At 69.1% G+C, this 25,383-nt stretch carries 20 protein-coding genes and 1 pseudogene; 7 read left to right on the plus strand and 14 right to left on the minus strand.

All coding sequences use genetic code 11. The annotated features are described in order from the left end of the window. Positions 1-11: 11 nt before the first annotated feature. The 4 genes from VFE83_RS10640 to glyQ all read right to left on the minus strand — a co-directional run bounded on the left by VFE83_RS10640 (position 12) and on the right by glyQ (position 9,341). Positions 12-3,953: a translocation/assembly module TamB domain-containing protein gene (locus VFE83_RS10640; protein ID WP_324905877.1), complete on the minus strand. Its 3,942-nt coding sequence runs from the start codon at positions 3,951-3,953 to the stop codon at positions 12-14. A gap of 7 nt (positions 3,954-3,960) precedes the next feature. Continuing rightward, positions 3,961-5,751, minus strand: coding sequence for an autotransporter assembly complex family protein (locus tag VFE83_RS10645; RefSeq protein WP_324905879.1), 1,791 nt, complete (start codon positions 5,749-5,751; stop codon positions 3,961-3,963). Between the two features lie 404 nt (positions 5,752-6,155). Beyond that, entirely contained in the window at positions 6,156-8,231 is a 2,076-nt protein-coding gene (gene glyS / locus VFE83_RS10650) for a glycine--tRNA ligase subunit beta (RefSeq protein WP_324905881.1), read from the minus strand. Positions 8,232-8,426: 195 nt separating this feature from the next. Beyond that, positions 8,427-9,341 carry a glycine--tRNA ligase subunit alpha gene (glyQ, locus tag VFE83_RS10655; protein ID WP_324905883.1) on the minus strand — a complete coding sequence of 305 codons (915 nt, stop codon included), beginning with the start codon at positions 9,339-9,341 and terminating at the stop codon, positions 8,427-8,429. Positions 9,342-9,478: 137 nt separating this feature from the next. Between glyQ and VFE83_RS10660 the strand changes: the two genes are divergently transcribed. Next, a complete protein-coding gene (locus VFE83_RS10660; RefSeq protein WP_324905885.1) occupies positions 9,479-10,216 on the plus strand; it encodes a glutamine amidotransferase in 738 nt (245 codons plus the stop codon). Between the two features lie 63 nt (positions 10,217-10,279). After that, on the plus strand, positions 10,280-11,188 hold the full coding sequence (locus VFE83_RS10665) for a hypothetical protein (protein WP_324905887.1): 909 nt from the start codon (positions 10,280-10,282) through the stop codon (positions 11,186-11,188). A gap of 3 nt (positions 11,189-11,191) precedes the next feature. Here VFE83_RS10665 and VFE83_RS10670 read toward each other — a convergent pair whose 3' ends face one another. The 5 genes from VFE83_RS10670 to VFE83_RS10690 form a co-directional block, all read right to left on the minus strand. Then, entirely contained in the window at positions 11,192-11,872 is a 681-nt protein-coding gene (locus tag VFE83_RS10670) for an RDD family protein (protein ID WP_324905889.1), read from the minus strand. Further along, a complete protein-coding gene (gene tatC, locus VFE83_RS10675) occupies positions 11,869-12,642 on the minus strand; it encodes a twin-arginine translocase subunit TatC (protein WP_414674724.1) in 774 nt (257 codons plus the stop codon). The genes VFE83_RS10670 and tatC overlap by 4 nt, the downstream gene beginning before the upstream one ends. Further along, positions 12,639-13,112, minus strand: coding sequence for a Sec-independent protein translocase protein TatB (gene tatB, locus VFE83_RS10680; protein WP_414674725.1), 474 nt, complete (start codon positions 13,110-13,112; stop codon positions 12,639-12,641). Before tatB ends, tatC begins: the two co-directional genes overlap by 4 nt. A gap of 33 nt (positions 13,113-13,145) precedes the next feature. After that, positions 13,146-13,382 (minus strand): Sec-independent protein translocase subunit TatA, encoded by a 237-nt coding sequence (gene tatA / locus VFE83_RS10685; protein WP_324905891.1) that lies wholly within the window; start codon positions 13,380-13,382, stop codon positions 13,146-13,148. 98 nt (positions 13,383-13,480) lie between these two features. After that, the gene (locus VFE83_RS10690; protein ID WP_324905893.1) at positions 13,481-14,347 is read right to left on the minus strand and encodes a lipid-binding SYLF domain-containing protein; all 867 of its coding nucleotides are present in this window, start codon (positions 14,345-14,347) and stop codon (positions 13,481-13,483) included. A gap of 251 nt (positions 14,348-14,598) precedes the next feature. Here VFE83_RS10690 and hemH point away from each other — a divergent pair, with 251 nt between their 5' ends. Together hemH and VFE83_RS10700 are read left to right on the plus strand one after the other, a co-directional pair. Then, positions 14,599-15,621 carry a ferrochelatase gene (gene hemH, locus VFE83_RS10695; RefSeq protein ID WP_324905895.1) on the plus strand — a complete coding sequence of 341 codons (1,023 nt, stop codon included), beginning with the start codon at positions 14,599-14,601 and terminating at the stop codon, positions 15,619-15,621. Further along, positions 15,621-16,496 (plus strand): alpha/beta hydrolase, encoded by an 876-nt coding sequence (locus VFE83_RS10700; RefSeq protein ID WP_324905897.1) that lies wholly within the window; start codon positions 15,621-15,623, stop codon positions 16,494-16,496. The genes hemH and VFE83_RS10700 overlap by 1 nt, the downstream gene beginning before the upstream one ends. Before the next feature lie 88 nt (positions 16,497-16,584). Here the strand turns inward: VFE83_RS10700 and VFE83_RS10705 are convergent, their stop codons facing one another. The 3 genes and pseudogenes from VFE83_RS10705 to ttcA form a co-directional block, all read right to left on the minus strand. Continuing rightward, positions 16,585-17,382 carry a SprT family zinc-dependent metalloprotease gene (locus tag VFE83_RS10705; RefSeq protein WP_324905899.1) on the minus strand — a complete coding sequence of 266 codons (798 nt, stop codon included), beginning with the start codon at positions 17,380-17,382 and terminating at the stop codon, positions 16,585-16,587. A gap of 79 nt (positions 17,383-17,461) precedes the next feature. Next, a complete protein-coding gene (locus VFE83_RS10710) occupies positions 17,462-18,367 on the minus strand; it encodes a recombination-associated protein RdgC (protein ID WP_324905900.1) in 906 nt (301 codons plus the stop codon). A gap of 182 nt (positions 18,368-18,549) precedes the next feature. Further along, positions 18,550-19,440: pseudogene (gene ttcA / locus VFE83_RS10715) on the minus strand (tRNA 2-thiocytidine(32) synthetase TtcA); the annotation flags it as partial. Positions 19,441-19,508: 68 nt separating this feature from the next. Between ttcA and VFE83_RS10720 the strand changes: the two are divergent. Beyond that, on the plus strand, positions 19,509-19,715 hold the full coding sequence (locus VFE83_RS10720) for a YdcH family protein (protein WP_414674727.1): 207 nt from the start codon (positions 19,509-19,511) through the stop codon (positions 19,713-19,715). 199 nt (positions 19,716-19,914) lie between these two features. Here VFE83_RS10720 and plsB read toward each other — a convergent pair whose 3' ends face one another. After that, positions 19,915-22,671, minus strand: a complete 2,757-nt coding sequence (plsB, locus tag VFE83_RS10725) for a glycerol-3-phosphate 1-O-acyltransferase PlsB (protein ID WP_324905904.1) — start codon at positions 22,669-22,671, stop codon at positions 19,915-19,917. A 26-nt stretch (positions 22,672-22,697) separates the two neighbouring features. After that, on the minus strand, positions 22,698-23,627 hold the full coding sequence (locus VFE83_RS10730) for a hypothetical protein (RefSeq protein WP_324905906.1): 930 nt from the start codon (positions 23,625-23,627) through the stop codon (positions 22,698-22,700). A gap of 338 nt (positions 23,628-23,965) precedes the next feature. Between VFE83_RS10730 and VFE83_RS10735 the strand changes: the two genes are divergently transcribed. Both VFE83_RS10735 and VFE83_RS10740 read left to right on the plus strand, forming a co-directional pair. Next, positions 23,966-24,520 (plus strand): fimbrial protein, encoded by a 555-nt coding sequence (locus tag VFE83_RS10735; protein ID WP_324905908.1) that lies wholly within the window; start codon positions 23,966-23,968, stop codon positions 24,518-24,520. Between the two features lie 85 nt (positions 24,521-24,605). Beyond that, positions 24,606-25,346 (plus strand): fimbrial biogenesis chaperone, encoded by a 741-nt coding sequence (locus tag VFE83_RS10740; protein ID WP_324905910.1) that lies wholly within the window; start codon positions 24,606-24,608, stop codon positions 25,344-25,346. The last annotated feature ends 37 nt before the right edge of the window (positions 25,347-25,383 follow it).

The following is a 25,383-nucleotide window of genomic DNA, read 5'->3' on the forward strand; positions in this document are numbered from 1 at the left end:
GCCACACGCGGTCACTTCTCCCGCCGCCAGTTGATCGACGCGCGGTTCTCCACCGTGCTCGATTCGATCTGCACGTCGAAGCCCTTGCGCAGCAGGTATTTGAGCATCAGCACCTGGCCGGTGCCGAGCAGCGACACGCCGTAGCCCACGTACAGCTTCGGCGAGAGGTGCTTGCCGACGCCCAGCACGCTGCCGCCGAGTGCGCGGCTTTCGCTGACACCCGCGTCGTCCAGGCCCAGCTTGGCGCCCAGCTGCGAGGCGATCAGGCTGCCGCCGGCCGACAGGGCCGCGCTCGCCGCATTGATCTGGCGGCTTTCGTCGCCGCTGGCGCTGGCGAGCGGACGGCCGAGGGTCAGGTAAGCCAGCGCCTCGGACTGTGAGCTGGCGGGGTCGGACCAGACATTCGCGGTAGGCGCGCTGGCGCGACCGCGGATGTCGACGCCTGCCGTAACGTCGCCGACCACGCGTTCGGCACGGACGTTGAGGATCGGATCGGACACCGGCCCGCCGGACCACGACAGCTCGCCGCGCGTGATGTTGAGTTCCTGTCCGTAGGCCTTGTACCGACCGGCGACCTGCAGCTGTCCGCTGGCGGTCATTTCGCGGCCGGGGTGCGAACGCACGCGCATGCGTCCGCCCAGCGTGCCCTCCAGCCCGAAGCCGTTGAGACGAACGTCGTCGCCCAGCGCCAGGGTCAGGTCCAGGTCGAGCGGCGAGGCGCCGCTTTCCTCGGGGTCTTCGGGATCCAGCACCACCACGTCGGGCGAGGTGGAGACACCCTGGTCCAGGCGCTCCAGATCGATGCGTGCCGACGGCACGGTGACCGTGCCGGTCACGGTGATCGGCTGGCCGGCGGCATAGCGCACCTGCACGTCGGGACTGGCGATGGCATGCAGGTCGCGCGTGTCGGAGACGGTGACGTTCTGGCCGGTCAGCGTCAGCAGCAGCGGCGCGTCGGTGTTCTGCCAGTTGAGCGAGCCGTCGACGTTGAGCGTGCCTTCGCCGGAGCGCACCTGGCCGTCGATGCGTGCGGTGCCATCGGGCAGCGCATCCAGGCGCACGTCGCCGTCCTCCAGCACGATGGCGAGCGACGGAATCTCGGTGGTGAAGTCGCTCAGGCGTGCCTGCCCGCCCAGCTGCGGGCGCGCACGCGTGCCGGCCAGTGTGATGCGCGCGTCCAGCCGGCCCTTGGGCTCCATGATGTCGGGCGAGAACAGCTCCAGCCACACCAGTTCGGACGTGTTGACCGACAGCTCGCCGGCCAGCGGCGCGTAATCGTCCCAGCCGGTGGTGATGCGCGCCTGGATGCGGCCGCCGCTGTTGAACGCAGTGTCGAGTTCGGCGTTGATGCGGCGCGGATCGAACGTCGCGTCGAGCACCAGGTTGTCGTAGCTGAGCACTTCGCGGCGCGAGCGTTCGCTGTTCTTCAGGCCGCCGCCCGACGAGCGTAGGTTGAGCTGGCCGCGCCACGCATTGCCGACCGGACGCATCTGGCCTTCGAATGAGATATCGCCGCGCAGCAGCCACGGGCGGTCGCCCTCGCGCTCGGGCAGGTAGGGAACGATCAGGCTCAGCGGCAGCGCCTCGCCGCGCGCTGCGAGGCCGCGCCGCGGCCAGTCGGCGCTGGCGCACAGCGACCCACCGCCACTGGATGCCAGGCAGGCGTTGCTGAGCGAGCCGTTGCGACCGTCCCAGCTGAAACGTGCGGGTTGCTGCAGCCGCCACGACGCGCCGCGCGCCGGCACCAGTTGCAGCGCGGCCAGCGCGCCCTGCCAGGTCGCGCCGCGCTTGGTGGCATTGCCGGCCAGCGACAGCGTACCGATGTCGCCGCGCGCTTCGCCCTGCACCTGCACCGCTTCGACCGAGCCACGCGCGTCCAGGCTGATCGACGACAGCGGAATGCCGACCTGCAATCCGCTCGCGCGCACGGCGATCTCGCCGTTGCCGCGGTTCCACGGCAGCCGGCCCTTCGCGGTGAGCGAATCTGCTGCGTACTCACCGAACTTCAGTCCGCTGCCGGTGAGGTCGGCGGTGATGTCGGGCGCGGTGCGCGGTCCGCGAATCTGCAGAGTGCCGCGCAGCGTGCCGGCGCCGCCGGGCAGCAGGTCGCTCAGCACCAGCGGCGAGAACTTCGCGTCCACGTCCAGCGCCGCAGCGATCTTGCCCGTCGCGTCGATGCGGCTGCTGCCGAGCGTAAGCGCGACGTCGCCCTCGTACGCGGTCTCGCCGCCGGCGGTGCCGGCGCCGTGCATCGCGAAACGCGCGTTGCCTCCGAGCGGACGGTTGCGAAGGCGTCCGCCGAGGTTGTCCGCGGTGGCGGCGATCTCCAGTCCGCCGTCGCTGCGCGTGCTGCCCTGCGTGCTCAGTCGGCCGTTGACCGTGCCCTTCCAGTCGGGCGCGAAATACCCCGGATCGAAGCCGGCGAGCGTGGCATCGATGTCCCAGCCCAGCGCGGGCGCCCACGCGACCGTGCCGGTGCCATCCAGCGTGCCGCTGGGCATGCGCGCCTGCAGCGCCTTCAGCACCATGCGCTCGTCGTTGCCGCGCCCATCGAACTGCACCGTCGCCTGCTGGTTGTCGCGGCTCAGCGTGGCGTTGCCGATGGCCGCCCACGATTGCATCGTGCCGGCAAACCCCAGCGCGGCATCCACGCCGATCGTCACTGGCTGCGTCTGCGCCGTGGAGGCCGGTGCCTGCGTCGTCGCGCGCTGCAGCTTGCCGGCGCTGACGCTGGCCGGCGGATTCGCGGCCGGCGCGGCGGCGACGGTGGTTTCGCCACCGAAGGTGAGGCCGCGCGCGTTGGCGGCGAAGCGGAAGCGCGCGTTCTGCGGATCCTTGAAGTCGGCCGTGCCGCGCAGCATGGCCTCGCCGCCGAAGATGCGCAGCGCCAGCGGTTGCACGTCCAGCACCTGGTTCTCCAGGCGCACCTTCGACGGCAGCACGGTCGCGACCAGGTCGCCCTGGCGGAACTCGCCGCGCAGGTCGGCCGCGCCGCCCACGCCATCGGCACTGACGCTGAAGACCAGCGGCTGGTCCTCGTCGCTGGCTTCGGCGCCGGTGAGCAGGCCGATGTCGAGGCCCTCGGCGTCGGCATCCACGCGCCAGCGCGGCTGCTCGCGTCCGCGCAGCACGATGCCGGCGCGCAGCGGCGAAGGCGTGTGGCCGGCCAGCGCGAGGTCCATGCGCGACAGGTCGCCGCGCGCGACCAGGCCGATGCGCGCTGGCGTGCGACCTTCGGCGGCCGGCAGCACGGCGCTCGCGGTGAGGTCCATGCGGTAGTCCTCGCGCGGCACGTAATCGCCGTGCACGAGGAAGCGCCCGCGGTCGCTGTCGACGAACAGCCGCTCCACGTGCAGTTGTCCCTGCCGCGCATCCAGCCCGCCGCGCAGCGTGCGCACGTCGATGAGCTTCTCGCCGCCCTGCGTGAGCAGGAAGCCATCCACGCGCACGTCGTCGGCCTGCAGCTCCAGCGGCGGTGCGATTTCCGGCAGCACCTCGGGCCAGCGCGGCAGTTCGAACGGTTCGTCGCTCGCGGGAATCTCGAGCTTCGCGTTGGCGATCTGCAATGCATCCAGCCGCAGGCGACGGCGGATCAGCGGGCGGAGCGCCGGATCGATGTGCACGCGATCGGCGGTGAACACGATGCGCTCGTAAGTGAAGCGCACGCCGTTGAGCGTGAGCGGCCCCGACAGCGGGCCTTCGACCGTGCGCCACGACAGCGTCGCGTTTTCCGGCAGGCGCGCGACGATCTGCGCCAGCAGCAGGTCGCGGCCGCCGATGCTGGTCAGCAGCCAATACACGAACACGCCGGCCAGCAGCGCCAGCGCCACCGACACGATGCCCGCGCGGATCGCCAGCCAGCGCAGGCGAGCGAAACGCCGCTGGCGCAGTTCGCGGATCCGCTGTTCGTGCGGATCGGGCGAAGCGCTGGCGTTGGAAGGCGTCCGGCTCATGCGTGGCTCACCAGTCTGCGCCGATGTTCAGGTAGATCTCGTAATCCGAGTCGGGATCCTTCAGACCGTGCGCGATGTCCACGCGCACAGGCCCCACCGGCGAGCGCCAGCGTACGCCGAAGCCGACGCCGGTGTGGATGTCGGGCGTGTCGTCGAACGCGTCGCCCGCGTCGACGAACACCGCAGCGCCCCAGGTGTCGTTGAAGTAGTGCTCGAACTCAGCCGAACCGGTCAGCACGTTCTTCGCGCCCAGCGCGTACTTCTTGCCGTCGCTGCCGATGGTGCTGGGGCCGACTTCGCGGAACGCGTAGCCGCGGATGCTGCGGTCGCCGCCGGCGAAGAAGCGCAGGCTGGGCGGCATGTTCACCAGCGCGTTGGTGAAGGTGCCGCCGGCCTCGGCGCGCAGGATCAGGCGATTGCGGTCGCCGATGCCCTGGTACCAGCGCGCCACGCCCCAGGCCTGCGCGAAGTTGGCGTCCGAACCCACGCCTTCGACGCCGCCGCGGACCTCCACCGTCACGCCGATGCCGTGGCGCGGGAAGATGCGGTCGTCGGCATCGATGTACTCACCGCGCAGCGCGGGATACAGGAACGTCGCGTACTGATACGCCACGGGCGTGTTGTCGTCGCCGTCGTCGTCGGCCGCGTACGCCCAGCGCTCGCGCAGTGCATGCAGCGACGCGACCGCGTTGAGGCGTCGGCTGAGCTGGCCGCTGCGACTGGCCACGACCTCGACCTTGCGCGTGTCCATGTAATCGGTCTGTTCGTCGTAGTACTGCGCGCTGAAGGTGTACCAGCCGTCGAGCCACGCGAACGCGGGAATGCGGTATTGCGCGGTGGCGGTCTTGCGCTTGGACGCCCAGTCGATCTGTCCCAGCGCCTTGTGCCCGCGATCGTTGACGTAGCGGCGCTCCATGCCCAGGCGCACGCCGGGCCCGCTGTCGGTGCCGTAGCTCAGGCCCGCGGTGTAGATGGTGCGCTTGGCCGGCGTCAGCGTGACGTTGACCGGAACCTCGTTGTCCACCGCCTGGTCCGGCAATGGCTCGATCTCGATGCTGGAGAAGTAGTCCAGCCGCGCCAGCGATTCGCGGAAACGGTCGAGCTTGCCCTGGTGGTAGTAACTGCCCTGTTCCCAATAGATCAGCTTGTCGAGCAGGCTGCCGCGGATGATCTGGTGCGGCGTCTGGGTGATGTTGATCGGGCCCATGTCGTAGCGGCCGCCGCTGTTCCACACCAGGTCGATGTCGGCCGCGCGCTCGGCGCGCGTGACTTCGACGCGGCGCGAACTGAAATCCGCATCGAAATAGCCGCGCTCGGCCAACCGCCGCGTGATCCGGGTCTTGCTGGCTTCGTACAGCTCGTGCTCGAACACGTCGCCGGTCTGCGGACGGAACGCCGCCAGGTCCTCGCGCAGATAACGGTCTTCGTTGCCTTCGCCGATGATGGCGATGTCGGCGCGGCGTACGCGCACCGGTTCGTCCAGCGTCACGGTGATGGTGACGGTCACGCCGGTCTGGCCGTTGCCCTCGCGTTCGACCTTGATCTGCGGCGAGTAGAACCCGAACGGTTCGAGCGCCTCGCGCGTTTCGTCCTCGGCTTCGCGGATCAGATAGGCGAGGCGTCGTCCGGGCACGTCCTGCCCGATCGTGTCGACCAGCGACAGCGCGCTGCGCACGTTGGCGGTCTTGGTGTCGTCCAGACCGTGGATGTTGACCTTGGCGACCTTCGCGGCCTGCGCCGACCCGGCTGCGGCCAGAAACAACGCAGCGGTGGCCAGGATGCGCAGGGGGGTGTGCATGCGGGGGAGGATAACCGGCGGGCGCGAGGGGGCTGGTTAATGGCGAGTGTAGAGAGAACTCGTGGAATTCTCTCCTGCGGCGTGGGGCAAGCGCTTGCGGCGTGGCTGTACTGATGGGTTCGGCGGATGCGTATCCGCATGGGGGCGCGTTATTGGCGCTTGCTCTCCTCTCCCCCAACCCCTCCCCGCTGGGGAGGGGAGCAGAAGCAACGCCGTTGCACGGCGAGGCGACACTTCATCCGTGGCAGTGCCGCTCCTCTGCTTCCCCATTTGAAAGAGGAGACGCAGGGGCCGTGCAGTCCGCTCCTGCTTCTTCCCCCTTTGAAAAAGGGGGACACAGGGGCCCGTGCAGTCTGCTCCTGCTTCCTCCCCCTTTGAAAAAGGGGGACACAGGGGGATTGCTTCTAGATCGACAGATGCTCGATCGCCGCGACGCTGCCCAACCGGTCCGACAGGCGCTTGAGCAGTGCCAGGCGATTGTTGCGCACGGCCGCATCGTCGACATTGACCATCACGCCGTCGAAGAACGCGTCGACCTGCGGACGCAGCCGCGCAAGGCGGCCCAGCACAGCCACGTAATCGCGCGAGGCCAGCAGCGGATCGGTGTCGGCGATGGCCGCGTTGACGGCGTCGGCCAGTTCGCGCTCGGCGGGTTCGGCGAACAGCGCCGGATCCACCTGCGAAGGCACTTCGCCCTCGACCTTCTTCAGAATGTTGCGGATGCGCTTGTTGGCTGCGGCCAGCGCCTGCGCTTCCGGCAGCGTGGCGAACTTGGCGATGGCGTTGAGGCGATGGTCGAAATCGGGCAGCGAATCGTGCGCGACGTTCTCCACCGCATCGAACTGCACCGAGGCCACACCGCGGTCGGCGTAGTAACCGCGCAGGCGGTCGTACACGAACTGGGTGACGTCGAAGCTGCCGACATCCGTGGACTTCGCAGGCTGCAGTTCGACGGCGCGCTCGATGAGTTCATGCAATAGCAGGTCGTGGTTGCCTTCCAGCAGCGTGCGCGCCAGACCCAGCGCATTGCGACGCAGCGCGAACGGGTCCTTGTTGCCGGTGGGCTTCAACCCCGCGGCAAAACCGCCGGCCAGCGTGTCCAGGCGCTCGGCTATCGCCAGCACCTGGCCCAGCTTCGACGGTGCGATCGCGTCGCCCGCGAAGCGCGGCATGTAGGCCTCGTCGATCGCATGCGCGATCTCCAGCGGCTCCTTCTCAACCGCGGCGTAGTAGCGGCCGGCGATGCCCTGCAGTTCCGGGAACTCGCCGACCAGTCGCGACTGCAGGTCGGCCTTCGACAATTCGGCGGCGCGGCGCGCCTGCTGCGGGTCCACGCCCACCTGCGCGGCGATCGACTCGGCCAGCGCGGCCACGCGCGCGACCTTGTCGGCGATGGTGCCCAGCTTGTCCTGGTACTTCACCGTCGCCAGGCCGTCGTTCATCGAGGCCAGGCCCTGCTTCATGTCCTCGACGAAGAAGAACTTCGCGTCGGCGAAACGCGGGCGGATCACGCGCTCGTAGCCCTTGCGGACCTCGGCCTCGTCCTTCGATTCGATGTTGGCGATGCCGATGAAGTGCTCGCTCAGGCGGCCGTCTGCGTCGAGCACGGGGAAGAACTTCTGGTTCGCTTCCATGGTTGCAATCAGCGCTTCCTGCGGCACGGCCAGGAACTCGCGCTCGAAGCTGCAGGCCACGGCCTTCGGCCATTCGGTGAGGCCGTTGACCTCCTCAAGGATGCCGTCATTGATGCGGGCGACGCCGCCCGCGGCGCGCGCCGCATCGGTCACCTCCAGCACGATGCGCTCGCGGCGTTCGTCCGGGTCCACCAGCACCTTCGCGCCGCGCAGCGATTCGACGTAATCGTCCGGCGTGCTGAACCACACCGGCTTGTCGTGCATGAAGCGATGCCCGCGGCTCATGCGGTCGCCGGTGGCGCCGAACAGCTGCGCCGGCACCACGTCCTTGCCCAGCAGCAACACCAGCCAGTGCACCGGGCGCGCGAAGCCGTAGTCGTGGTCGCCCCAGCGCATCGGCTTGGGGATCGGCATCGCGGCGATCGCCTCGCGCAGGATCTCCGGCAGCAGGTCCGCGGTGCTCGCACCGGGCTTCACCGCGCGGTGCACGAAGCGCTCGCCCTTGTTGTCGGTGGTCTTCTCCAGCTGCGTCCAGTCGATGCCGACCTTGGCGGCAAAGCCCTGCAGCGCCTTGGTCGGCTGGCCATCGGCGTCCAGCGCGATGTTGAGGTACGGGCCCAGCACTTCCGACCGCTGCTCCGGCTGCTCCAGCGCGACGCCAGGCAGGCGCACCGCAAGGCGGCGCGGTGTGTACAGCGGTTTGGCTTCACCGCGCTCGAAGGCGACACCGCGCTTGGCCAGGCCGTCGATGACGCCATCGAAGAACGCCTGCGCCAGGCCGGGCAGCGCCTTGACCGGGAGTTCCTCGGTGCCCAGTTCGATCAGGAGGGGGGACATCGTGCTCATGCGATTGCCTTGTTTTTTGCTCTTCCCTTCTCCCTCCGGGAGAAGGTGCCCAAAGGGCGGATGAGTCGGCGAAATGGCGGCGTGGGACGGGGATTGCAGGACAACGCCCAGCGTTTCATTGCAACGCCGGTACAGCCGACAACCTTCGCCGACCCTCACCCCAACCCCTCTCCCGATGGGAGAGGGGCTCAAAGCTCACGCTGCCGCTTGCGCCGCAGCCTTCTTCAACACCGGGAAGCCCAGCTTCTCGCGCTGCGCGAAGTAGGCCTCGGCCACGCCCTGGGCGATGCGGCGCACGCGCAGGATGTAGCGCTGGCGCTCGGTCACGCTGATCGCGCGGCGGGCATCGAGCAGGTTGAAGCTGTGGCTGGCCTTGCACACCTGGTCGTAGGCGGGCAGCGGCAGGCCCAGTTCGATCAGCTTCAACGCTTCGGCCTCGCAAGCGTCGAAGCGATGGAACAGCTCGGCCACGTCGGCGTGCTCGAAGTTGTACGCGCTCTGCTCGACTTCGTTCTGGTGGTAGACGTCGCCGTAGGTGACGGGCGTTCCGTCCGGGCCGTACGTCCAGATCAGGTCGTACACGTTGTCGACGTTCTGCAGGTACATGCACAGGCGCTCGAGACCGTAGGTGATCTCGCCCAGCACCGGCCTGCATTCCAGGCCGCCGGCCTGCTGGAAGTAGGTGAACTGGGTGACTTCCATGCCGTTGAGCCACACCTCCCAGCCCAGGCCCCAGGCGCCGAGCGTCGGCGATTCCCAGTTGTCCTCGACCAGGCGCAGGTCGTGCACCAGCGGATCCACGCCCAGCGCCTTGAGCGAATCGAAGTACAGCTCGACGATGTTGTCGGGGCTGGGCTTCATCGCCACCTGGTACTGGTAGTAGCGCTGCAGGCGGTTGGGGTTCTCGCCGTAGCGGCCGTCGGTGGGGCGTCGGCACGGCTGCACGTAGGCGGCATTCCACGGCTCCGGGCCGAGCGCGCGCAGGAAGGTGGCCGGATGGAAGGTGCCCGCGCCGACCTCCAGGTCGAGCGGCTGGATCAGGACGCAGCCCTGCTGCGCCCAGAAGGCGTTCAGGCGCTGGATCAGTTCCTGGAAGGTAGGTGCGGCCATCGTCTCGGTGGGGGCGCTGCAAAGCGCGCTAGTATAGCCACGGGCCTTGATGCCGCTGGATTTTTCCGCCTTGCGATGCCCGCTCCGACCTTCCCGCAAGGGCAGGCCGATCCACCCGCCGCCAGTCCGTTCCCGCCGTGAACCACCGTCACCATCGGCCGTTCCTGATCCTCGAAACCGGCCAGCCTGTCGCCTCGATGCGCCGTCATCGCGGCTTTCCTCACTGGATCCGCGTCGCCGCCGGCCTGCAGGCCGACGAAGCGGTGGTGGTCGACGTGGAAGGTGGGCACGAGCTGCCCGAACGTGCGGGCTTCGCCGGCACCATCATCACCGGTTCGGCGGCGATGGTGACCGAGCGCCGCGACTGGTCCGAACGCAGTGCGCAGTGGCTGCGCGACGCGGCGCAGGCCGGCATGCCGCTGTTCGGCATCTGCTACGGCCACCAGCTGCTGGCACATGCGCTGGGCGGCGAGGTCGGCGACAACCCGACCGGCCGCGAGATGGGGACCATCGGTGTCGAGCTGCATCCGCACGCCGACGAGGACCCGCTGTTCAAGGGGCTGCCGGCGCAGTTCGCCGCGCAGGCGACGCACCTGCAGACCGTGCTGCGCGCGCCGGAAGGCGCGACCGTGCTGGCGCGCTCACCGCAGGACGATTGCCACGCCTTCCGCTGGGGCGAGCGCGCCTGGGGCGTGCAGTTCCATCCGGAATTCAGCGCCACCCACATGCGCGGTTACGTGCATGCGCGGCGCGACGCGCTGCATGGCGAAGGCCGCTGCGCGAAGGCGCTCGCGCGGTCGGTCAGCGCGACGCCGCACGCGCGCCGCGTGCTGCGCCGTTTCGTGCGCCACGCCCGCAACCTGCACGGGCACTGAGCCCACTACTGTTTTCCGCGGACGGCATCCGGCCGGCCGCACCCCCACGGAAATCCCATCGTCATGACCACACACGCAACCGGGCCCCTCTCGGGCCTGTCCTGGCTCAAGCGCGCCGTGAACCTCGGGCGCACCAACGCGCGCGCGGTGTTCGGCGCGGCGGCGGTGCTGATGTTCTTCGCGCTGGTGCCCAGCCTGCTGCAGCTGGTGGTGCAGGGCCTGCTGTCGCCCGGTCCCAACGGCAGCATGGTGGTCGCGGCCGCGGCCAGCGTGCTGTCCATCGTGATCCTGTCACCGCTGATCGGCGGTTACCTGCGCCTGATCGACGCGACCGAGCAGGGCCGCCCGGCGCAGGCCGCGGACGTGTTCGCGCCGTTCCGCCAGGGCGGCGACGCCGGCCGGCTGATCGGCTTCGGCCTGCTGATGACGCTGGCGTACGTCGTCATCGCCACGGCGCTGATCAGCCTGTTCGGCGACGGCTTCCTGGAGTGGTACGCCAAGCTGGTGACGCTCTCGCAGCAGGCGCAGGGTGGCCGCGTGGATCCCGCGCAGGTGCCCGCCGCGCCGGAAGGCCTGGGCCGCCTGCTGGGCGTGGGTTCGATCCTGTTCCTGTTCCTGTCCGGCGTGTACGCGATCGGCTTCGGCCAGGTCGCTCTGGGCCAGCGGCCGATCGGTGCGGCGATGATCGACGGCGTCGTCGGCACGCTGAAGAACCTGCTGCCGATGCTGCTCCTGGCAATCGCGGTGGTGATTGCGTCGATTCCGCTGGGCCTGGTGCTCGCCGTGGTGTTCGCGCTGATCGCCGTGATCGGCAACCTGATCCATCCGGCCGTGTCGATGCTGCTGTTGCTGCCGATCTACCTCGGCCTGCTCGTCGCGCTGTATGTGGTGATGTTCGGCGTCATGTACCACCTGTGGCGCGACGTGTGCGGCCAGCCGCCGCCGGTGCGCGCGGACCAGGTCGAGCTCTGATCCTCAGGCGCCCAGCGCCTGCTCCAGCGCCACGTGCACCAGTTGCACCAGGTGCACGACCAGCCACGCGGTGCCGGCCAGTCCGGCCAGCGCCTGTAGCGCGATCCAGCCGCGAGCCCATCCCGGCAGGCGAGCGTCCTGCGGCGCGAGGACGCGTGTCCCGCTGAGCACGTCATGCAGCGCGCGATGCTGCGGCGGCAGCGCTGCCATCGCGTGGCCGACGTTGAGCGTGAGCCATGAGGCGCCGCCCGCGAGATGGCGGCTGATGGCGCGCGCGATGCCGATGCGACGACCTTCGCGATCGGCCACCTGCAGCCGTAGCGCACGCTTGCCCAGACTGCCCTGCCAGCGCGACGTATCGCTGGCCACGTGGTACAGCCCGCTGACCATGGCGAAGGCCAGCGCCGGCGGGCCGACCAGTTGCAGCAGCGCGCCCTGGATCGCCGCCAACTCCTGCCGCAGCGTGGCATCGCCCAGCAGCGACAGCGGCGGCAAGCCTGACGCATCCATCTGCGTGGCGAGCTTCGTGTAGAACGTCACCAGCCAGTTGGAGAAGACGGCATCAAGCGCGCGCGCGTCCTGCGCGATGCCGGCCGAAAGGAAGGGCGAGATGAGGATGGCGACCAGGGCCGCGTCCAGCGACCAGGCAGCATGGCGTTGCCAGAAACCGGCGGGCGCGCTCACGCGGTCGGCGTCTGTCCGGCTTCCTCGCGCGGCTTGAGCCAGCGCGCGGCGACGATGCCCAGCTCGTACAGGATGCACATCGGGATGGCGAGCATCAGCTGCGAGACCACGTCCGGCGGCGTGATCACCGCGGCCACGACGAACACGCCGACCACCGCATAGCCGCGCGATTCGCGCAGCTGCTGCGGCGTGACCCAGCCCAGCAGCACCAGGATCACCAGCGCCACCGGCAGTTCGAAGCTCGCGCCGAACGCCAGGAAGATCACCAGCACGAAGTCCAGGTACTTGCCGATGTCGGGCGTCATCGCCACCACGTCCGGCGTGAACTTGGCGAGGAAGCCGAACACCGACGGCAGCACCAGGAAGAACGCGAACGCGCAGCCGAGGTAGAACAGCAGCACCGCCGAGACCAGCAGCGGCATCGCCAGGCGCTTCTCGCGGTGGTACAGGCCCGGCGCGACGAAGGCCCAGGCCTGGTAGAGCAGCCAAGGCATCGCGATCAGCAGCGCGGCGAAGAAGGCCACCTTCATCGGCACGAAGAAGCCGCCAGCGGGGTCGACCGCGACCAGCTGGCCGCCTGCGGGCAGGCTGGCCAGCAGCGGCCGGGCGAGCGCGCCGTAGATTTCGGCGGCGAATGGCACCAGCGCCAGGAACACCACCAGCAACCCGACCACGGCGCGCAGCAGCCGCGCGCGCAGTTCGATCAGGTGATCGATCAGGCGGGGCTCGGCGTCGGTGCCGGAATGGGTGGCGTCGGTATCGTGGTTCATCGGCGCTGCGCCCCGTGTTCGGCCGGGGTGGGCGAAGGTTCGGCGGGAACGTTGGACGGTTCGATGGCCGTCGTGTCGGTGGTGGCCGGTTCCGTTGCGGGCGACTCGGCTGCGGCATCCGTCGCTGCCTCGTCGGGTTCCTGAGGCTCAGGGGTACGGCTGTCCAGGCGGTCGAGTTCGCGCTGCAGCTCGTCCTGCTCCTGCTTGAAGCGGTCGCGCGCCTCGTCGATGCCGGCGCGGATCTCGTCGCGCGCGTCGCGCATGGAGTCCTCGGTCTCGCGAAGGCTGCGCTTGAGTTCCTCCGCCGCGAGCTCGGTTTCCAGCTCGGACTTTACGGAGTGCCACTGCGCACGCGCACGGCGCACCCACAGGCCCGCGAAGCGCGCAGCCTTGGGCAGGCGCTCGGGACCCAGCACCAGCAGGGCCACGACCGCGATGACGAAGATTTCGGAGAACCCGATATCGAACATGGCCGGCGACCGACGAAAGGCAGCCGCGCCGCGTCAGCGCGGGTTGCGGTCGTCCTGCCGGGTCTCGCTCGACTGGCGCGTCTCGTCGCGACTGGAATCGTCGCGCAGCTGGCCGGCGGGACGATCCTCGTCGCCGTCGCGCATGCCCTTCTTGAAACCCTTGACCGCTTCGCCCAGGTCCTTGCCGACGTTGCCCAGGCGCTTGGTACCGAACACCAGCACCACGATCACCAGCACGATCAGCCAGTGCCAAAGACTCAAACCGCCCATGAGAGATTCGTCCGCAGGGGAATAGGGTGCTCAGGATACCGCAGCGGCATGACGGAAGCCGTCATGCCGCTGCGGAAAACAAGTTAAGCGCGTCGCGTTTACGGCAGCGGTTCGGCCTGAACCGGGCTCTCGACGGTCTCGAACGGCGCCGGCTGCGGCTGGGTCTGCGGGGTCGCCGGCTGCACCGGGGCGGGCACAGCCGCAGTGCGTGACGGCGTCGTCAGCGGGGCGGAACCGTTGCGGGCACGCGCATCGGCGTCCGAATGCGAGCGCGCGTTGCGGGCGATAGCGCTGGCTTCCTCGAGGCGGTCGCGGAAGTCCACCACGGCATTGGACGGCTGCCCATGCGCGCGGCCCTCGAAGATCATGCGCGGGGTGGTGTCGCGGCCGTACACGGCCTCGTTGGCCTCGTCGTCGATCGACAGCACCGCGCCGTCCAGCGCAACGCCAGCGAACAGGCCGCGGGCGCGCGACCACGACCAGATCTCGGCCTTGAGTTGGCCATCGGTCGCGGTGGCGGCATTGCGTCCGACCGGGCCGGCCGCCACGCCGGCATCGGCGCCCAGGGTGACCTTGCCGTTGACGATGGAATCCAGGCCGCGGTCGCTGCGGAACACCAGCACGATGTCCGCCGACTGCACGCCGGCCTGGAAACCGATGCTGCCGCCAGTGAGCTTGACGAAGCTCGGGCTCGACCAGGTGCCGTCCGGGTTCTTCACCGACAGGAGGCCGTGGCCGCGCCGTCCGCCCAGCACCAGGCCGATCTTCAGCGCGTCGGGCACGACGACGATGCCGCGCGCCTCGTCGAGCAGCTTGTCCGGAATGCCGGACTCGGGGATGCGCTGGATGTCGGTGAGCACGCGCACCGCCTCGCGGGCGCGATCGTCCTCCTGCGGACCGGCCACCGCGGTGGTGGCAACAATCAGGGCGATCATCAGGACGGCGAGGCGCGGCAGGCGGGACATGGCGGACTCCAGGAAACTCGCAGGGGATTGGTCGAGCGTTCGACCGCCATCGAGGCAGTCGGTTCAGGCTAGTGATCCGGCAATGAATCCTCACCGAACCGCGGCGACCGTCAAGCCTCGCATATGCGCGGTGCTCGCATAAGCTGGCCAATCCGGCGCGACGATCGTTGCCATCGGCGCCGTGCATCGCGGAAACCAGCGTTGCACGAGTTCGCTGCGCCGCGACGCGCGCAGCTGTCATCCTATGCGGCATGCCCGCCCACGCCAGCATCGATGCCGTCGCCGACGGCGCCTCTCCCCTGCCGCCCGGCACGCCACCGGACACCGCGCTCATCCTCGTCAATCTCGGTACGCCCGACGCACCGACGCCGCAGGGCGTGCGCCGTTACCTGGCCGAGTTCCTAAGCGATCGGCGCGTCGTTGGCCTGCCGCGCTGGCTGTGGCTGCCGCTGCTGCACCTGGCAGTGCTGCCGTTGCGTTCGTCGAAGGTGGCGAAGAAGTACGCGAGCATCTGGTTCGAAGGCGAGGACGGCGGCTCGCCGCTGTCCGCCTACACCCGGCGTCTGGCGCGCGCCGTGCAGGCGCAGATGCCGGAGCTGCGCGTGGTCGATGCCATGCGCTACGGCAACCCCGGCCTGAAGCAGCGCCTGCGCCAGCTGCGGGACGAAGGCGTGCGGCGCGCGCTGGTGCTGCCGCTGTACCCGCAGTACTCCACCACCACCACGGCTTCCGTCGGCGACGTGCTGGCGCGCGAGCGCGCGCTGCCGACGCGGATGGTCGAGGACTACCACCTCGATGCCGGCTGGCTCGATGCGGTCGCCGGTTCGATCCGCACATTCCGCGAGGCCAACGGCTCGGCCGGGCACCTGCTGTTCTCCTTTCACGGCCTGCCGCAGCGGCTGGTCGATGCGGGCGATCCATACGCGCGCCAGTGCGAAGCGGGCGCGGCTGCCATCGCGCAGCGGCTGGGGCTGTCGGCGGAGCAGTGGACGCTCAGTTACCAGTCCCGCTTCGGCCGCGACAAGTGGCTGGAGCCAAGCACGCAGGCGACGCTGCACGTGTTGGCCGCACGCGGCGTGCGTACGGTGGACGTGGTCGCGCCCGGATTCGCGGTGGATTGCATCGAGACACTGGAGGAAGTGGCGATGATGCTGGCCGAGGATTTCGCCGGGCACAGCGGCACGCTGCGCTACATCCCCTGCCTCAACGACACTCGGCCGCATGCGCAGGCGCTGACCGACATCGCACGCCGCGAACTGGAGCGCTGGTCCTGATGCCGTATCGCGGCCTGCACGACTTCACCCTTTCCACGCCGCTGGGCCGCATCGCCGGCCTGCGTGCCGGCGAGCCCGGCGCGCCGCGCGTGCTCGCGCTGCACGGCTGGCTCGACAACGCGGCCAGCTTCGTGCCGCTGGCAGAGCACCTGCGTGGCATCGAACTGGTCGCGCCTGACCTGCCGGGCCACGGCGCGAGCGCGCACCTGCCGCCGGGCGCGGACTATTCGTTCGCCGCCGCGGTCAATTCGGTGCTCGACATCGCCGACGCGCTCGGCTGGGACCGGTTCTCCCTGCTGGGACATTCGATGGGCGCCGGCATTTCCAGCCTGGTCGCCGCGGCGTGTCCGCAGCGCATCGAGCGTCTGGTCGCCATCGAGGCGCTGGGCGCGCTGGCCGAGGTGCCCGAACGCACCGTGAAGCGGCTGCGCGAGGCGATCGCGGCCATGCGCGCGCTGTCCGGCAAATCGCTGCGCGTGTTTCCGGACGTCGCCATCGCCGTGCGCGCACGCATGAACGCCGGGGCACAGGTCGGCAGCCGGCTGGAGGAATCCGCCGCGCGGCTGCTGGTCGAACGCGGCATCGCACCCGTGGAAGGCGGCTTCGTCTGGTCCACCGATCCGCGCCTCACGCTGCCGACCATGCAGCGCATGACCGAGCCGCAGATCCGCGACCTGGTCGCCGGCATCGAATGCCCGACGCGCGTGATCTTCGCCGAGCCGGCGCAGCCGTACCTGCCCGACCCGCTGCGTCGCGACCGCGCAGGCCTGCTACCGCGTGGCGAGCTGATCGTGATGGACGGCGGACACCACCTGCACATGGAACAACCGCAGCGGGTGGCGGAGGCGATCGGGGATTTCTTCACGCGCGCTTGAGCGTCGGGGGCTTTGCTTCTCTCCAGGGCGGCGCATCCACCGCGCTTGTGTTGAGTCACGCCGCCATCGCTGGCGAACCGCTTTCGCCTCAACCGCACATCGCGCGCAGCGTCGCCTTCAGCTTGCGGCCTTCCTGGTGGAAGTAGTCGCGCTCCTCGCGCCAGTGCGGAGTGCGCGCTTCGACCTCGCGCCAGAACGAGCGCGAGTGGTCGGCGTGGATCAGGTGGCAAAGCTCGTGCACCAGCACGTACTCGAACGCGCTCGGCCGGGCCAGGACGAGTGACAGATCCAGCGCCATCGAACCATCCGGCGCCAGTGAACCCCACTGCGATGACATCATCTTGAACACCACGCGCCGCGGCGGGCGCGGCAGGCCGGCCAGATACCGCGGCATCCAGCGGCCGACGTCCGCGCGCGCCTGCGCCTCGTAGAAATCGCGCACGGCGCGGCGGATCGCAGGCTCGCCCGCGCGCGCCGGCAGCGTGAACCGCAGCGTCTCGTCGGGATCGGGCGCGGCTTCCAGCCGGGTGAAACGCCCGGGCTGCCACAGCAATATGTGTTCGCGACCGCGCAGCGGCAGGCTGGGCGTGACGCCGGGCTCGAGCGCCCGCGCCTCGTGCACCTCGTAGCGTGCCAGCTGCGTCACCAGCCAGTCGCCGTGTTCGGCCAGGAAGCGATCCGCTGCGGCGATACTCGCGCGCATCGGCAGGGTGAGCCGCGCGCCGCGTTCGTCCACCGAGAGCTTCAGCCGGCGTGCGCGCGGATCGCGCACGCGCTGCAGTTCCACGGTGCGACCGTCCGGCAACTCGTGAGCAAGCGTCTCGCGCTCAACCGTGCGCGGCGTGGGCGCGAACAGGCGGGCGAGGGTGCGGTGCGCGGACGGCATGAATCGATCTTAGCCTTCGCCGATGGCGATTTCCGTCACGTGCCGCACGCCTTGCGCACGGCACGTGCGATCGCCCGCGTCAGGCTTCGGCCTTCGACAGCTTCAGCGCGCCTTCCAGCACGGTGAACAGGCGGCGGAACTCGCCGGCCATCAACACGAAGCGTGCGTCGAGCTCGGCGCGCAGATCGTCGCGCTCGGTGCTTTCCAGCTCATCCACGGCACCATCGAGCAGCTTGAACTTGCGCACGATGAGGTCCTCGCCCAGCACGAACGAAACGTGATCGTCCAGGTTCAGCGCCAGGCGCGTGACCTGCTTGCCCGACTCGAGGTGCTTGGTGATCTCGTCGCTCTGCAGTTCCATGCGCTGCACTTTCACCACCGCGCCCTGGTCGATGGGGTCGCGCAGTTCGCATTCGTCGCCCAGCGACAGGCCGTCCGGAAGCGGCTCGCCCGCGACCCAGCCGGTCAGCACCGTGCGCGGGGCGACTTCGGCGTTGAGCGGCAGCGCGGGGAAGCTGCCGAGTGCGCGGCGGATCTCGCTGACCACATTCTCGCCGCTCTTGCGGCTGGAGGTGTCCACCGCGACCACGCCGTGGCCCATGTCGATCAGCGCGTCGGTGCGGCTGGGCTTCACGAACGCGCGCGGCAGCAGGTCGGTGATCAGCTCGTCCTTGATGCGCTTGCGCGTGCGGCCGCCAGGCTTGCGGCCTTCCTTCGCCTCGATCTCGGACAGCTTCTTCTGCAGCATGTCGTTGACGACCGAGCCCGGCAGGATCTTGTCCTCGCTGCCCACGGCCAGCCACGTCGCGTCGCCCTGGCTGTGCGACATCGCGTCGGCGTCGCGGCCGAACGGCGAGATGAAACCGCGGCTGGACAGTTCCAGCGGGCCGACCGGCTTGAGCTGGCACTCGTTCAGGCCGCTCTCGAGGTCATCGAACTTGGTTGAAGTGGGGAAGCGGAACAGCGTCAGGTTGCGGAAGAACATCGAAAGTCCGAGTAAGGAGGGTGCGCTTGCCGGCTTCCCTCCTTTGGAAAAGGAGGGATGGTGAGGATTTGCTCTGGCGGCTACGGGAAGGAAATCCCCCCCGCCCCCACTTTTCCAAAGGGGGGAGCCGCGTCTTCAAAAGTGAGGGCCGCCTTGTCGTCCGAACCGGATGCAGCGTGCGCATCACCCGCCAGCCACGCGTGCGCGTCCGGCATCGGCGCATCGCCGGTGCGGCCCAGCGCAAGGAAATCGAACAGTTTCGGATCGCTCAGCTGCGACGGGCGGATATCGCCGAGCGCGCGCGCGATGGTCTCGATGCGGCCGGGCGTCTCGCGCTCCCACGCATCCATCATCTTCTTGACCTGCTTGCGCTGCAGGTTTTCCTGCGAGCCGCACAGGTTGCACGGGATGATCGGGAAGCCTTTCGCGTCGGCGTATGCGGCGATGTCGTCCTCGCGCACGTAGGCCAGCGGACGGATCACCACGTGCTTGCCGTCGTCGCTGAGCAGCTTGGGCGGCATGCCGGCGAGCTTGGCGTGGAAGAACAGATTGAGGAAGAACGTCGCCACCAGGTCGTCGCGATGATGGCCCAGCGCGATCTTGGTGAAGCCGTTCTCCTCGGCATACGTGTACAGCGCGCCGCGGCGCAGGCGCGAACACAGCGAACACATCGTCTTGCCTTCCGGCACCACGCGCGTGACGACGGAATACGTGTCCTGCTCGATGATGTGGTACGGCACGCCGATCGACTTCAGGTACTCCGGCAGTACGTGTTCGGGAAACCCCGGCTGCTTCTGATCCAGGTTCACCGCGACCAGCTCGAACTTCACCGGCGCCTTGAGCTGCAATTGCAGCAGGATGTCGAGCATCGTGTAGCTGTCCTTGCCGCCGGACAGGCACACCATCACCTTGTCGCCATCCTCGATCATGCCGAAGTCGGCGATCGCGCGGCCGACCTGGTGGCGCAGGCGCTTGGCGAGCTTGTTGTTCTCGTGCGCGCGGCGCTGCGATGCGCGCACGTGCGGCTGGGGTTCGGCCAGCTCGATGAAAGCGGGGGGCAGGACGGTGCTCATGGACCGACCATTCTACCGGGCGCCCAGCGGTGACGCTGGTCGCGGACGCGCGTTAAGCTTCGGCCATGATCGAAAGCGACGATCCCGCCGTGATAGCCCGCCAGCTGGCCGACCTCCGGACGGAGCACCGCGACCTCGACGCGGCGATCGAGCGGCTGGTGCACGCGTCCGATGTCGACGAGCTGACGGTCAAGCGCCTGAAGAAGCGCAAGCTGTGGCTGAAGGATTGCATCGCGCGGCTGGAAAGCGCGCTGATTCCGGACGAGCCGGCGTAGGCGGGCGTTGCTTTGGCTGTTCCCTTCTCCCGGCGGGGAAGGTGTCCGCAGGGCGGATGAGGGGTAACACAGCGTCAAGATAGAAACAGCAGTGTCTTGATGCACTGCTGGTTTACCGTTTCCGCTGCGTTACCCCTCACCCCAACCCTCTCAGCCCTGCACTCCCTGCGGTTGCCGTCGGGAGAGGGGCTTGAAACCGTCAGGCGGCAGGCGGTTCTTCGACCACCGCCGGCTTCGCGCTCTCCGGGCTGATCTTTTCGATGGTGTGGCGCAGTTCGCGGCCGAGGATGAACTTGGCGTCGCGCGCCCACACGTCCAGGCGCGAGTCGAAGGTCAGCTTGCCGTTCTCGTCCGGCCACACCAGCCTCATCTCGCGCAGTTTCTGGATGAAGCCGCGGAACAGGGTCTTGTCGAAGAACTCCGGTGCGGCCGGCGCGTACAGCAGCGACAGGCGCTGCGCGGCCAACTGGCACAGGCTTTCCAGTTCTGCGGCGGTGAGTGTGCCGGGGCCGTTCTTCACCAGCACGCTGATGGCGATGTAGTAGCGCTCGAACGCCTGCTGCAGCGAATGCCCGATGGCGCGCAGGCGGAACACCTCGTCGGTCTGGCCGGCGTTGCGCGCCAGGATGCCGCCTTCGTCCTCGCTGATCCGCTCGAGCAGCCCCTCGCGGACGAACACGTCGACCGTGCGCACCAGGCGCTCGGTGAACTCTTCCTCGCTCCACGGCAGGAACAGTTCGGCCTGCAGGAACGGATACACGCTGCGGCCCAGGCGCAGCACGCCGTTGAGGCTCATGCGGCGGTTGTTCTGGAAGCAGCACGCGATCCACGAGGCCGCGGTGAACAGGTGCAGCACGTTGTTGCGGAAGTAGCTCAGCAGCACCGCGTTGTCGCCGCTCACGCCCAGCACGTCGCCCAGCGGGTGGGCGGTGCGGGTGAGCACATTGATCTCCTCGCCGTGGGCGACGATCTCCTGCGGCGAATGCGGCGTCACGGTGACGCGGTCCGAGTACGGCAGTTCGGCCAGCAGCGTCTTGCTCAGCGCGATCTGCGTGAGCAGGTCCGACTCGCCCATCGCGTGCTTGGGCGTGGACAGTAGCGCCAGCGCGAGCAGGTTGATCGGATTGACGTCGGCGGCGCGGTTGACGTTGACCTGGATGCGCTCGGCGAGCGCCTCGACGGTGTTCGACAGCCACGCGGGCTTTTCCTCCTCGCCCACCGGCCGGCCGTCCCAGTCCGGCGCGTGCTCGGCCAGCACATCGCCCAGGCGGATCGGTTCGCCGAAGTTCACCACCACCTGCCCGTAGTTGCTGCGCAGCACCTTGGGGATGCCCATCAGCAGCTGCCAGATGGATTCCTTCTCCTTCGGCTTGCCGGAGAGTTCATCGAGGTAGCTGTTGCCCTCCATCAGCTTCTCGTAGCCGATGTAGATGGGCTGGAACAGCACCGGGCGCGTGGGCTGGCGCAGGAAGGCGCGCACCGTCATGGCCACCATGCCGCCCTTGGGCGGCAGCAGGCGGCCCGTGCGCGAGCGGCCGCCCTCGACGAAGTACTCGATGGAGTAACCCCCGGAGACCAGCTGCGCGACGTACTCGCTGAGCACCGCCGAATACAGCGCGCTGCCGCGGATCGAGCGGCGGATGAAGAACGCGCCGCCCTTGCGCAGCAGCGTGCCCACCACCGGCAGGTTGAGGTTGATGCCGGCGACGATGTGCGGCGGCACGATGCCCTTGGTGTAGAGCAGGTAGCTCAGCAGCAGGTAATCCATGTGGCTGCGGTGGCAGGGCACATAGACCACTTCGAAGCCGGGCGCGTCGTCCTTGAGCTTGTCCAGGTGGTGCACCAGCACGCCGCGGTAGATGCGGTTCCACACCGGCGTGAGCAGGAAGCTGGCCGAACGCACCACCGGATGCGAGTAGTCGGCGGCGATCTCGTAGGCGAAGGCGTGCGCCTTCTTCCAGGCATCGGCCAGCGAGGTCTTGTCGCGTCCGGCCTGGTCGGCGATGGCTTCCTTCACCGTGGGCGCGGTCAGCACCTGGTCCACCAGCAGGCGCCGGGTGGACAGGTCGGGGCCGATCACCGCCGCGCGGATGCGGCGGAAGTGCGCGCGCAGCACGCGCGAGAGCTTGCGGACGGTGCGCTCGGGCGGCAGGCCTTCGTCGACGATCGAACGCAGGCTCACGGGCGGGGCGAAGCGCACCAGCGTGTCGCGGCCGTTGAGGGCGATCGCCAGCAACCGGCGGAAGCGGCCGACCAGGGTCCAGTTTTCCGAGAACAGCACCGAGAACCAGCCGCTGTTCTTGTCCGGCGCGCGGCCGACGAAGATCGATACCGGCACCAGCTGGACGTCCAGGCTCGGGTCCGCGCGGTGTGCGTCGAGCAGGCGCGCGAGCGAACCGGAGTGCGACTTCGGCGAGGCCGGTGCGGTGCCGAGCGACTGCTGCAACTGGGTCAGCGTGTTGACGTTGCGGCGCGACAGCGCGAGGTAGGCACGCTTGCGGCGCAGCGGATCGCCCGGCAGCGGCTGCAGCGGCGAGGGCAGGCCGGCCTCGCGGCAGGCGCGCTCCAGGATCAGCGCATTGCTCAGGCCATAGTCTTCGAGCACGTAGCAGACCGGACGGCCGCTCCATTCCTCGGGAATGTCGGCCGCCGGGTTGCGCGGCTCGATGGTCAGTTGCACCCATGGCGCCATGAAGCGGCCCAGCAGCTTCGCCCACCACGGGCGGCGCGGGCCGGCGCCACGACGCGGACCACCGCGGCGGCGGCCGGCTTCATCGGCGGATGGAGCGATGGGCAGTTCGGGCTGGGCCGGGTCGTGCCCGCCCTCGTCCGCGCGATCCCGCGTCACGGGCGGATCGTCGGGCACGTCCTCCCCGGAACGGGCGGGCGCGGTGGCGTCCGGCGCGTCCTTGGCGTCCGGGAAAGGCAGGGGTGTCTGTTTCGGCATCGCGGGCATTATGCCTTTCGCGGCTGTAACCGCGTTCAGCCGCGGCGGTTACCCGTCGGCGGGGCCGGTGCGGGTACGGGCGCGGTGGCGGCATCGGCGGCCGGTCGCGTCGCCTCGGTTTCGGCATGGCGAAGCACGTCGGCCAGATACCAATGGCCGCCGCGGCGCTCCACGTCCAGTTCGGCCTCGATGGCCTTGCTGGCCAGCGTGTAGTTGAGCCGGACGCGGGCCCGATCGCCTTCCTGGCGCAGCAGCGTGGCGCGTGCGCCCGCCAGGTCGGTGTCGATCTCCAGGCCGTAGAGCTGCAGCACCTGCTTCATCCGCTCCAGGAACGGCCCCATGCGCTCCAGGCTGCGCGCCATGCCCAGCTCGCGGAACCGTGCCGGACCGCCGGCCAGCCCGGTCTGGCGCGCACCGGCTACCAGCTGCGGGATCGCCTGGCGCGCGCGTTGCAGGTCACCGAGGGGGGCCTTCTGCGCCCACCGGCTCACTGCCCCCACCAGTTGCACGTAGTGCGCGCGTTCGTCGGCGCTGTAGTCGCCCTCGCGCTGCAGGTACTGCGTGGCGAACAGTCCCAGCGTGGCCGCAGCGGAGCGGAGTTCGGCGTGTGCGCCGGAAAATTGACGCCGGTAAACCGTCAGCAGCTGCTTCTCGGCATCCGCCGCCGATAGCGCGTCGATGAAGGCGGGCAGGCGGTCGTCCAGCGGCAGCTCGGTCAGCGGCCAGCGGGTGCGGCCTTCGCTCCAGGCCTGGTCGAGGCGGGCATGCAGGTCCGGCGGCACCGCATGGCGCGCATAGCTGACCAGGTCGTTGTGGCGCAGGTCGCGGATCAGCTGCTCGATGGCCTGGGTCGGCTCCGTCGGCGTCGGTTCGACCGCCGGCGTGGACGTGCGCTCACAGCCGCCCGCAGCCGCCAGGGCAGCAAACAGCGTCAGCGCGGCAATGGCGCGTGCGATCGATGGCATGTGGGTGCGGCTCCCCCAAGTCGCTGCCGGCATCTTGGCGACGGGTGCGGGGTCGGGCAAGCCAAGGCGGTCTCGGATTCGAATGTCCGCCAGAATATCGGCACTTCGTCACAATTCTTTAGGTCAAAAAGTGACGCTACGTGTCGGAAAGCGCGATCCAAGTCGAATTCTGTGATTGGAATCTCATTCTAATTTGCCGGAAATTGGTGTTTCACGCGCCTGTAACGCTGTCACAGCCGTTTTGGGACGGTTGGCACAAAATCTGCTTCCGATGGCCCTGACCGGCATTTCCGCCGGCGAAGCGTCCTGCCACTGCAGACCTCACTCAAGGGCTACTCATGAAGAAGATCCTCCTCGTCGCGGCCGCTGCTGCCGGCCTCGTCTCGATCGCACCGGCCTTCGCGGCCGACGGCACCATCAATTTCACCGGCACCGTCACCGCCCAGACCTGCAAGATCAACAGCGCCGCCTCGCCGGCCAACATCAACCTGACCCTGCCGACCGTCTCGACGACCGCGCTGAACGCCGTCGACGCCACGGCGGGTAACACGCCGTTCGCGGTCACGCTGAGCGACTGCGCCACCGGTGCCGGTGCCCCCACCCAGGCCCGCATGTACTTCGAGGCCGGTCCGAACATCACCACCGCCGGCACCCTGCGCAACACCGCCGCCACCAACCCGGCCGCCAACGTGCAGATCCGCCTGCTCAACGGCGACGAATCGGTGATCGACCTGTCCAAGACCACCACCGCGATCGCCCAGGGCTCCAAGCCGGCCACCATCTCCGGCGGCGCCGCCACGCTGAACTACGTCGCCCAGTACATCGCCAAGGGCGGTGCGGCCGGCGCCGGTGCGGTGGCCTCGAGCGTCACCTTCACGATGCAGTACCAGTAATACGCCGCCGTACCCGCAACACCCACGCGGGCGCGGCATACGTCGCGCCCGCCTCGGCCGCCCGGCCGATCCACAGGTATCCCCAATGAACACCCTGATCCGCGCCCTCGGTGTGGCGCTGCTCGCAGCGTGCGCCTTCGCCCCGGTGGCCCGTGCCAACGTGCTCATCGGCGGCACCCGCGTCATCCTTCCGGCGAAGGACGGCGAAGTCACCGTACGCCTCACCAACGACAACCCGACGCCCGCCCTGGTGCAGGCGTGGATCGACCGTGGCGATCCCCAGTCGACGCCCGATTCGGTCGATACGCCCTTCCTGATCACGCCGCCCATGTTCCGCATGGAGCCCAAGCGCGATCAGAGCCTGCGCATCCTTCATACCCGCGAGCCGCTGCCGGCCGACCGCGAGACGCTGTTCTGGCTCAACGTGCTCGAAGTGCCGCCGAAGCCGGCCGAGCTGGAAGCCGGCAACAAGAACTACCTGCAACTGGCGCTGCGTTCGCGCCTGAAGCTGTTCTTCCGACCCGATGGCCTGAAGAGCGACCCGCTCAAGGCGCCGACCGAACTCACCTTCCACCTGGTGGCCGGCAGCGAGGGCGCCCAGCTGCTGGTGAAGAACCCGACTCCGTACCACGTGACCCTGAGCGAGGTCACCGTCGATGCGCGCGGCAAGTCGCTCATCGCCGAGCCGGGCATGGTCGTGCCGATGGGCGAGCTGCGCCTGAACGTGCCTGGCCTGTCCAATGCCGCGGCGGGCGCCAGCGTGCGCTATGCGGTGATCAACGATTTCGGCGGCGGTGACGCGTACACCGGAGCCATCGCTCCGTGATGTCCGGCGCCGGCCACGCATCGCCGGCGGTTTTCCG

It is taken from the genome of Lysobacter sp. (genome assembly GCF_035655815.1).
Classification (GTDB): domain Bacteria; phylum Pseudomonadota; class Gammaproteobacteria; order Xanthomonadales; family Xanthomonadaceae; genus Lysobacter_J.

Bases quoted from the DNA above. Each gene is read 5' to 3' on its own strand.
- VFE83_RS10640 (WP_324905877.1), bottom strand. From the start codon at position 3,953: ATGAGCCGGACGCCTTCCAACGCCAGCGCTTCGCCCGATCCGCACGAA.
- VFE83_RS10645 (WP_324905879.1), bottom strand. From the start codon at position 5,751: ATGCACACCCCCCTGCGCATCCTGGCCACCGCTGCGTTGTTTCTGGCC.
- glyS (WP_324905881.1), bottom strand. From the start codon at position 8,231: ATGAGCACGATGTCCCCCCTCCTGATCGAACTGGGCACCGAGGAACTC.
- glyQ (WP_324905883.1), bottom strand. From the start codon at position 9,341: ATGGCCGCACCTACCTTCCAGGAACTGATCCAGCGCCTGAACGCCTTC.
- VFE83_RS10665 (WP_324905887.1), top strand. From the start codon at position 10,280: ATGACCACACACGCAACCGGGCCCCTCTCGGGCCTGTCCTGGCTCAAG.
- tatC (WP_414674724.1), bottom strand. From the start codon at position 12,642: ATGAACCACGATACCGACGCCACCCATTCCGGCACCGACGCCGAGCCC.
- tatB (WP_414674725.1), bottom strand. From the start codon at position 13,112: ATGTTCGATATCGGGTTCTCCGAAATCTTCGTCATCGCGGTCGTGGCC.
- tatA (WP_324905891.1), bottom strand. From the start codon at position 13,382: ATGGGCGGTTTGAGTCTTTGGCACTGGCTGATCGTGCTGGTGATCGTG.
- VFE83_RS10690 (WP_324905893.1), bottom strand. From the start codon at position 14,347: ATGTCCCGCCTGCCGCGCCTCGCCGTCCTGATGATCGCCCTGATTGTT.
- hemH (WP_324905895.1), top strand. From the start codon at position 14,599: ATGCCCGCCCACGCCAGCATCGATGCCGTCGCCGACGGCGCCTCTCCC.
- VFE83_RS10700 (WP_324905897.1), top strand. From the start codon at position 15,621: ATGCCGTATCGCGGCCTGCACGACTTCACCCTTTCCACGCCGCTGGGC.
- VFE83_RS10705 (WP_324905899.1), bottom strand. From the start codon at position 17,382: ATGCCGTCCGCGCACCGCACCCTCGCCCGCCTGTTCGCGCCCACGCCG.
- VFE83_RS10710 (WP_324905900.1), bottom strand. From the start codon at position 18,367: ATGTTCTTCCGCAACCTGACGCTGTTCCGCTTCCCCACTTCAACCAAG.
- plsB (WP_324905904.1), bottom strand. From the start codon at position 22,671: ATGCCCGCGATGCCGAAACAGACACCCCTGCCTTTCCCGGACGCCAAG.
- VFE83_RS10730 (WP_324905906.1), bottom strand. From the start codon at position 23,627: ATGCCATCGATCGCACGCGCCATTGCCGCGCTGACGCTGTTTGCTGCC.
- VFE83_RS10735 (WP_324905908.1), top strand. From the start codon at position 23,966: ATGAAGAAGATCCTCCTCGTCGCGGCCGCTGCTGCCGGCCTCGTCTCG.
- VFE83_RS10740 (WP_324905910.1), top strand. From the start codon at position 24,606: ATGAACACCCTGATCCGCGCCCTCGGTGTGGCGCTGCTCGCAGCGTGC.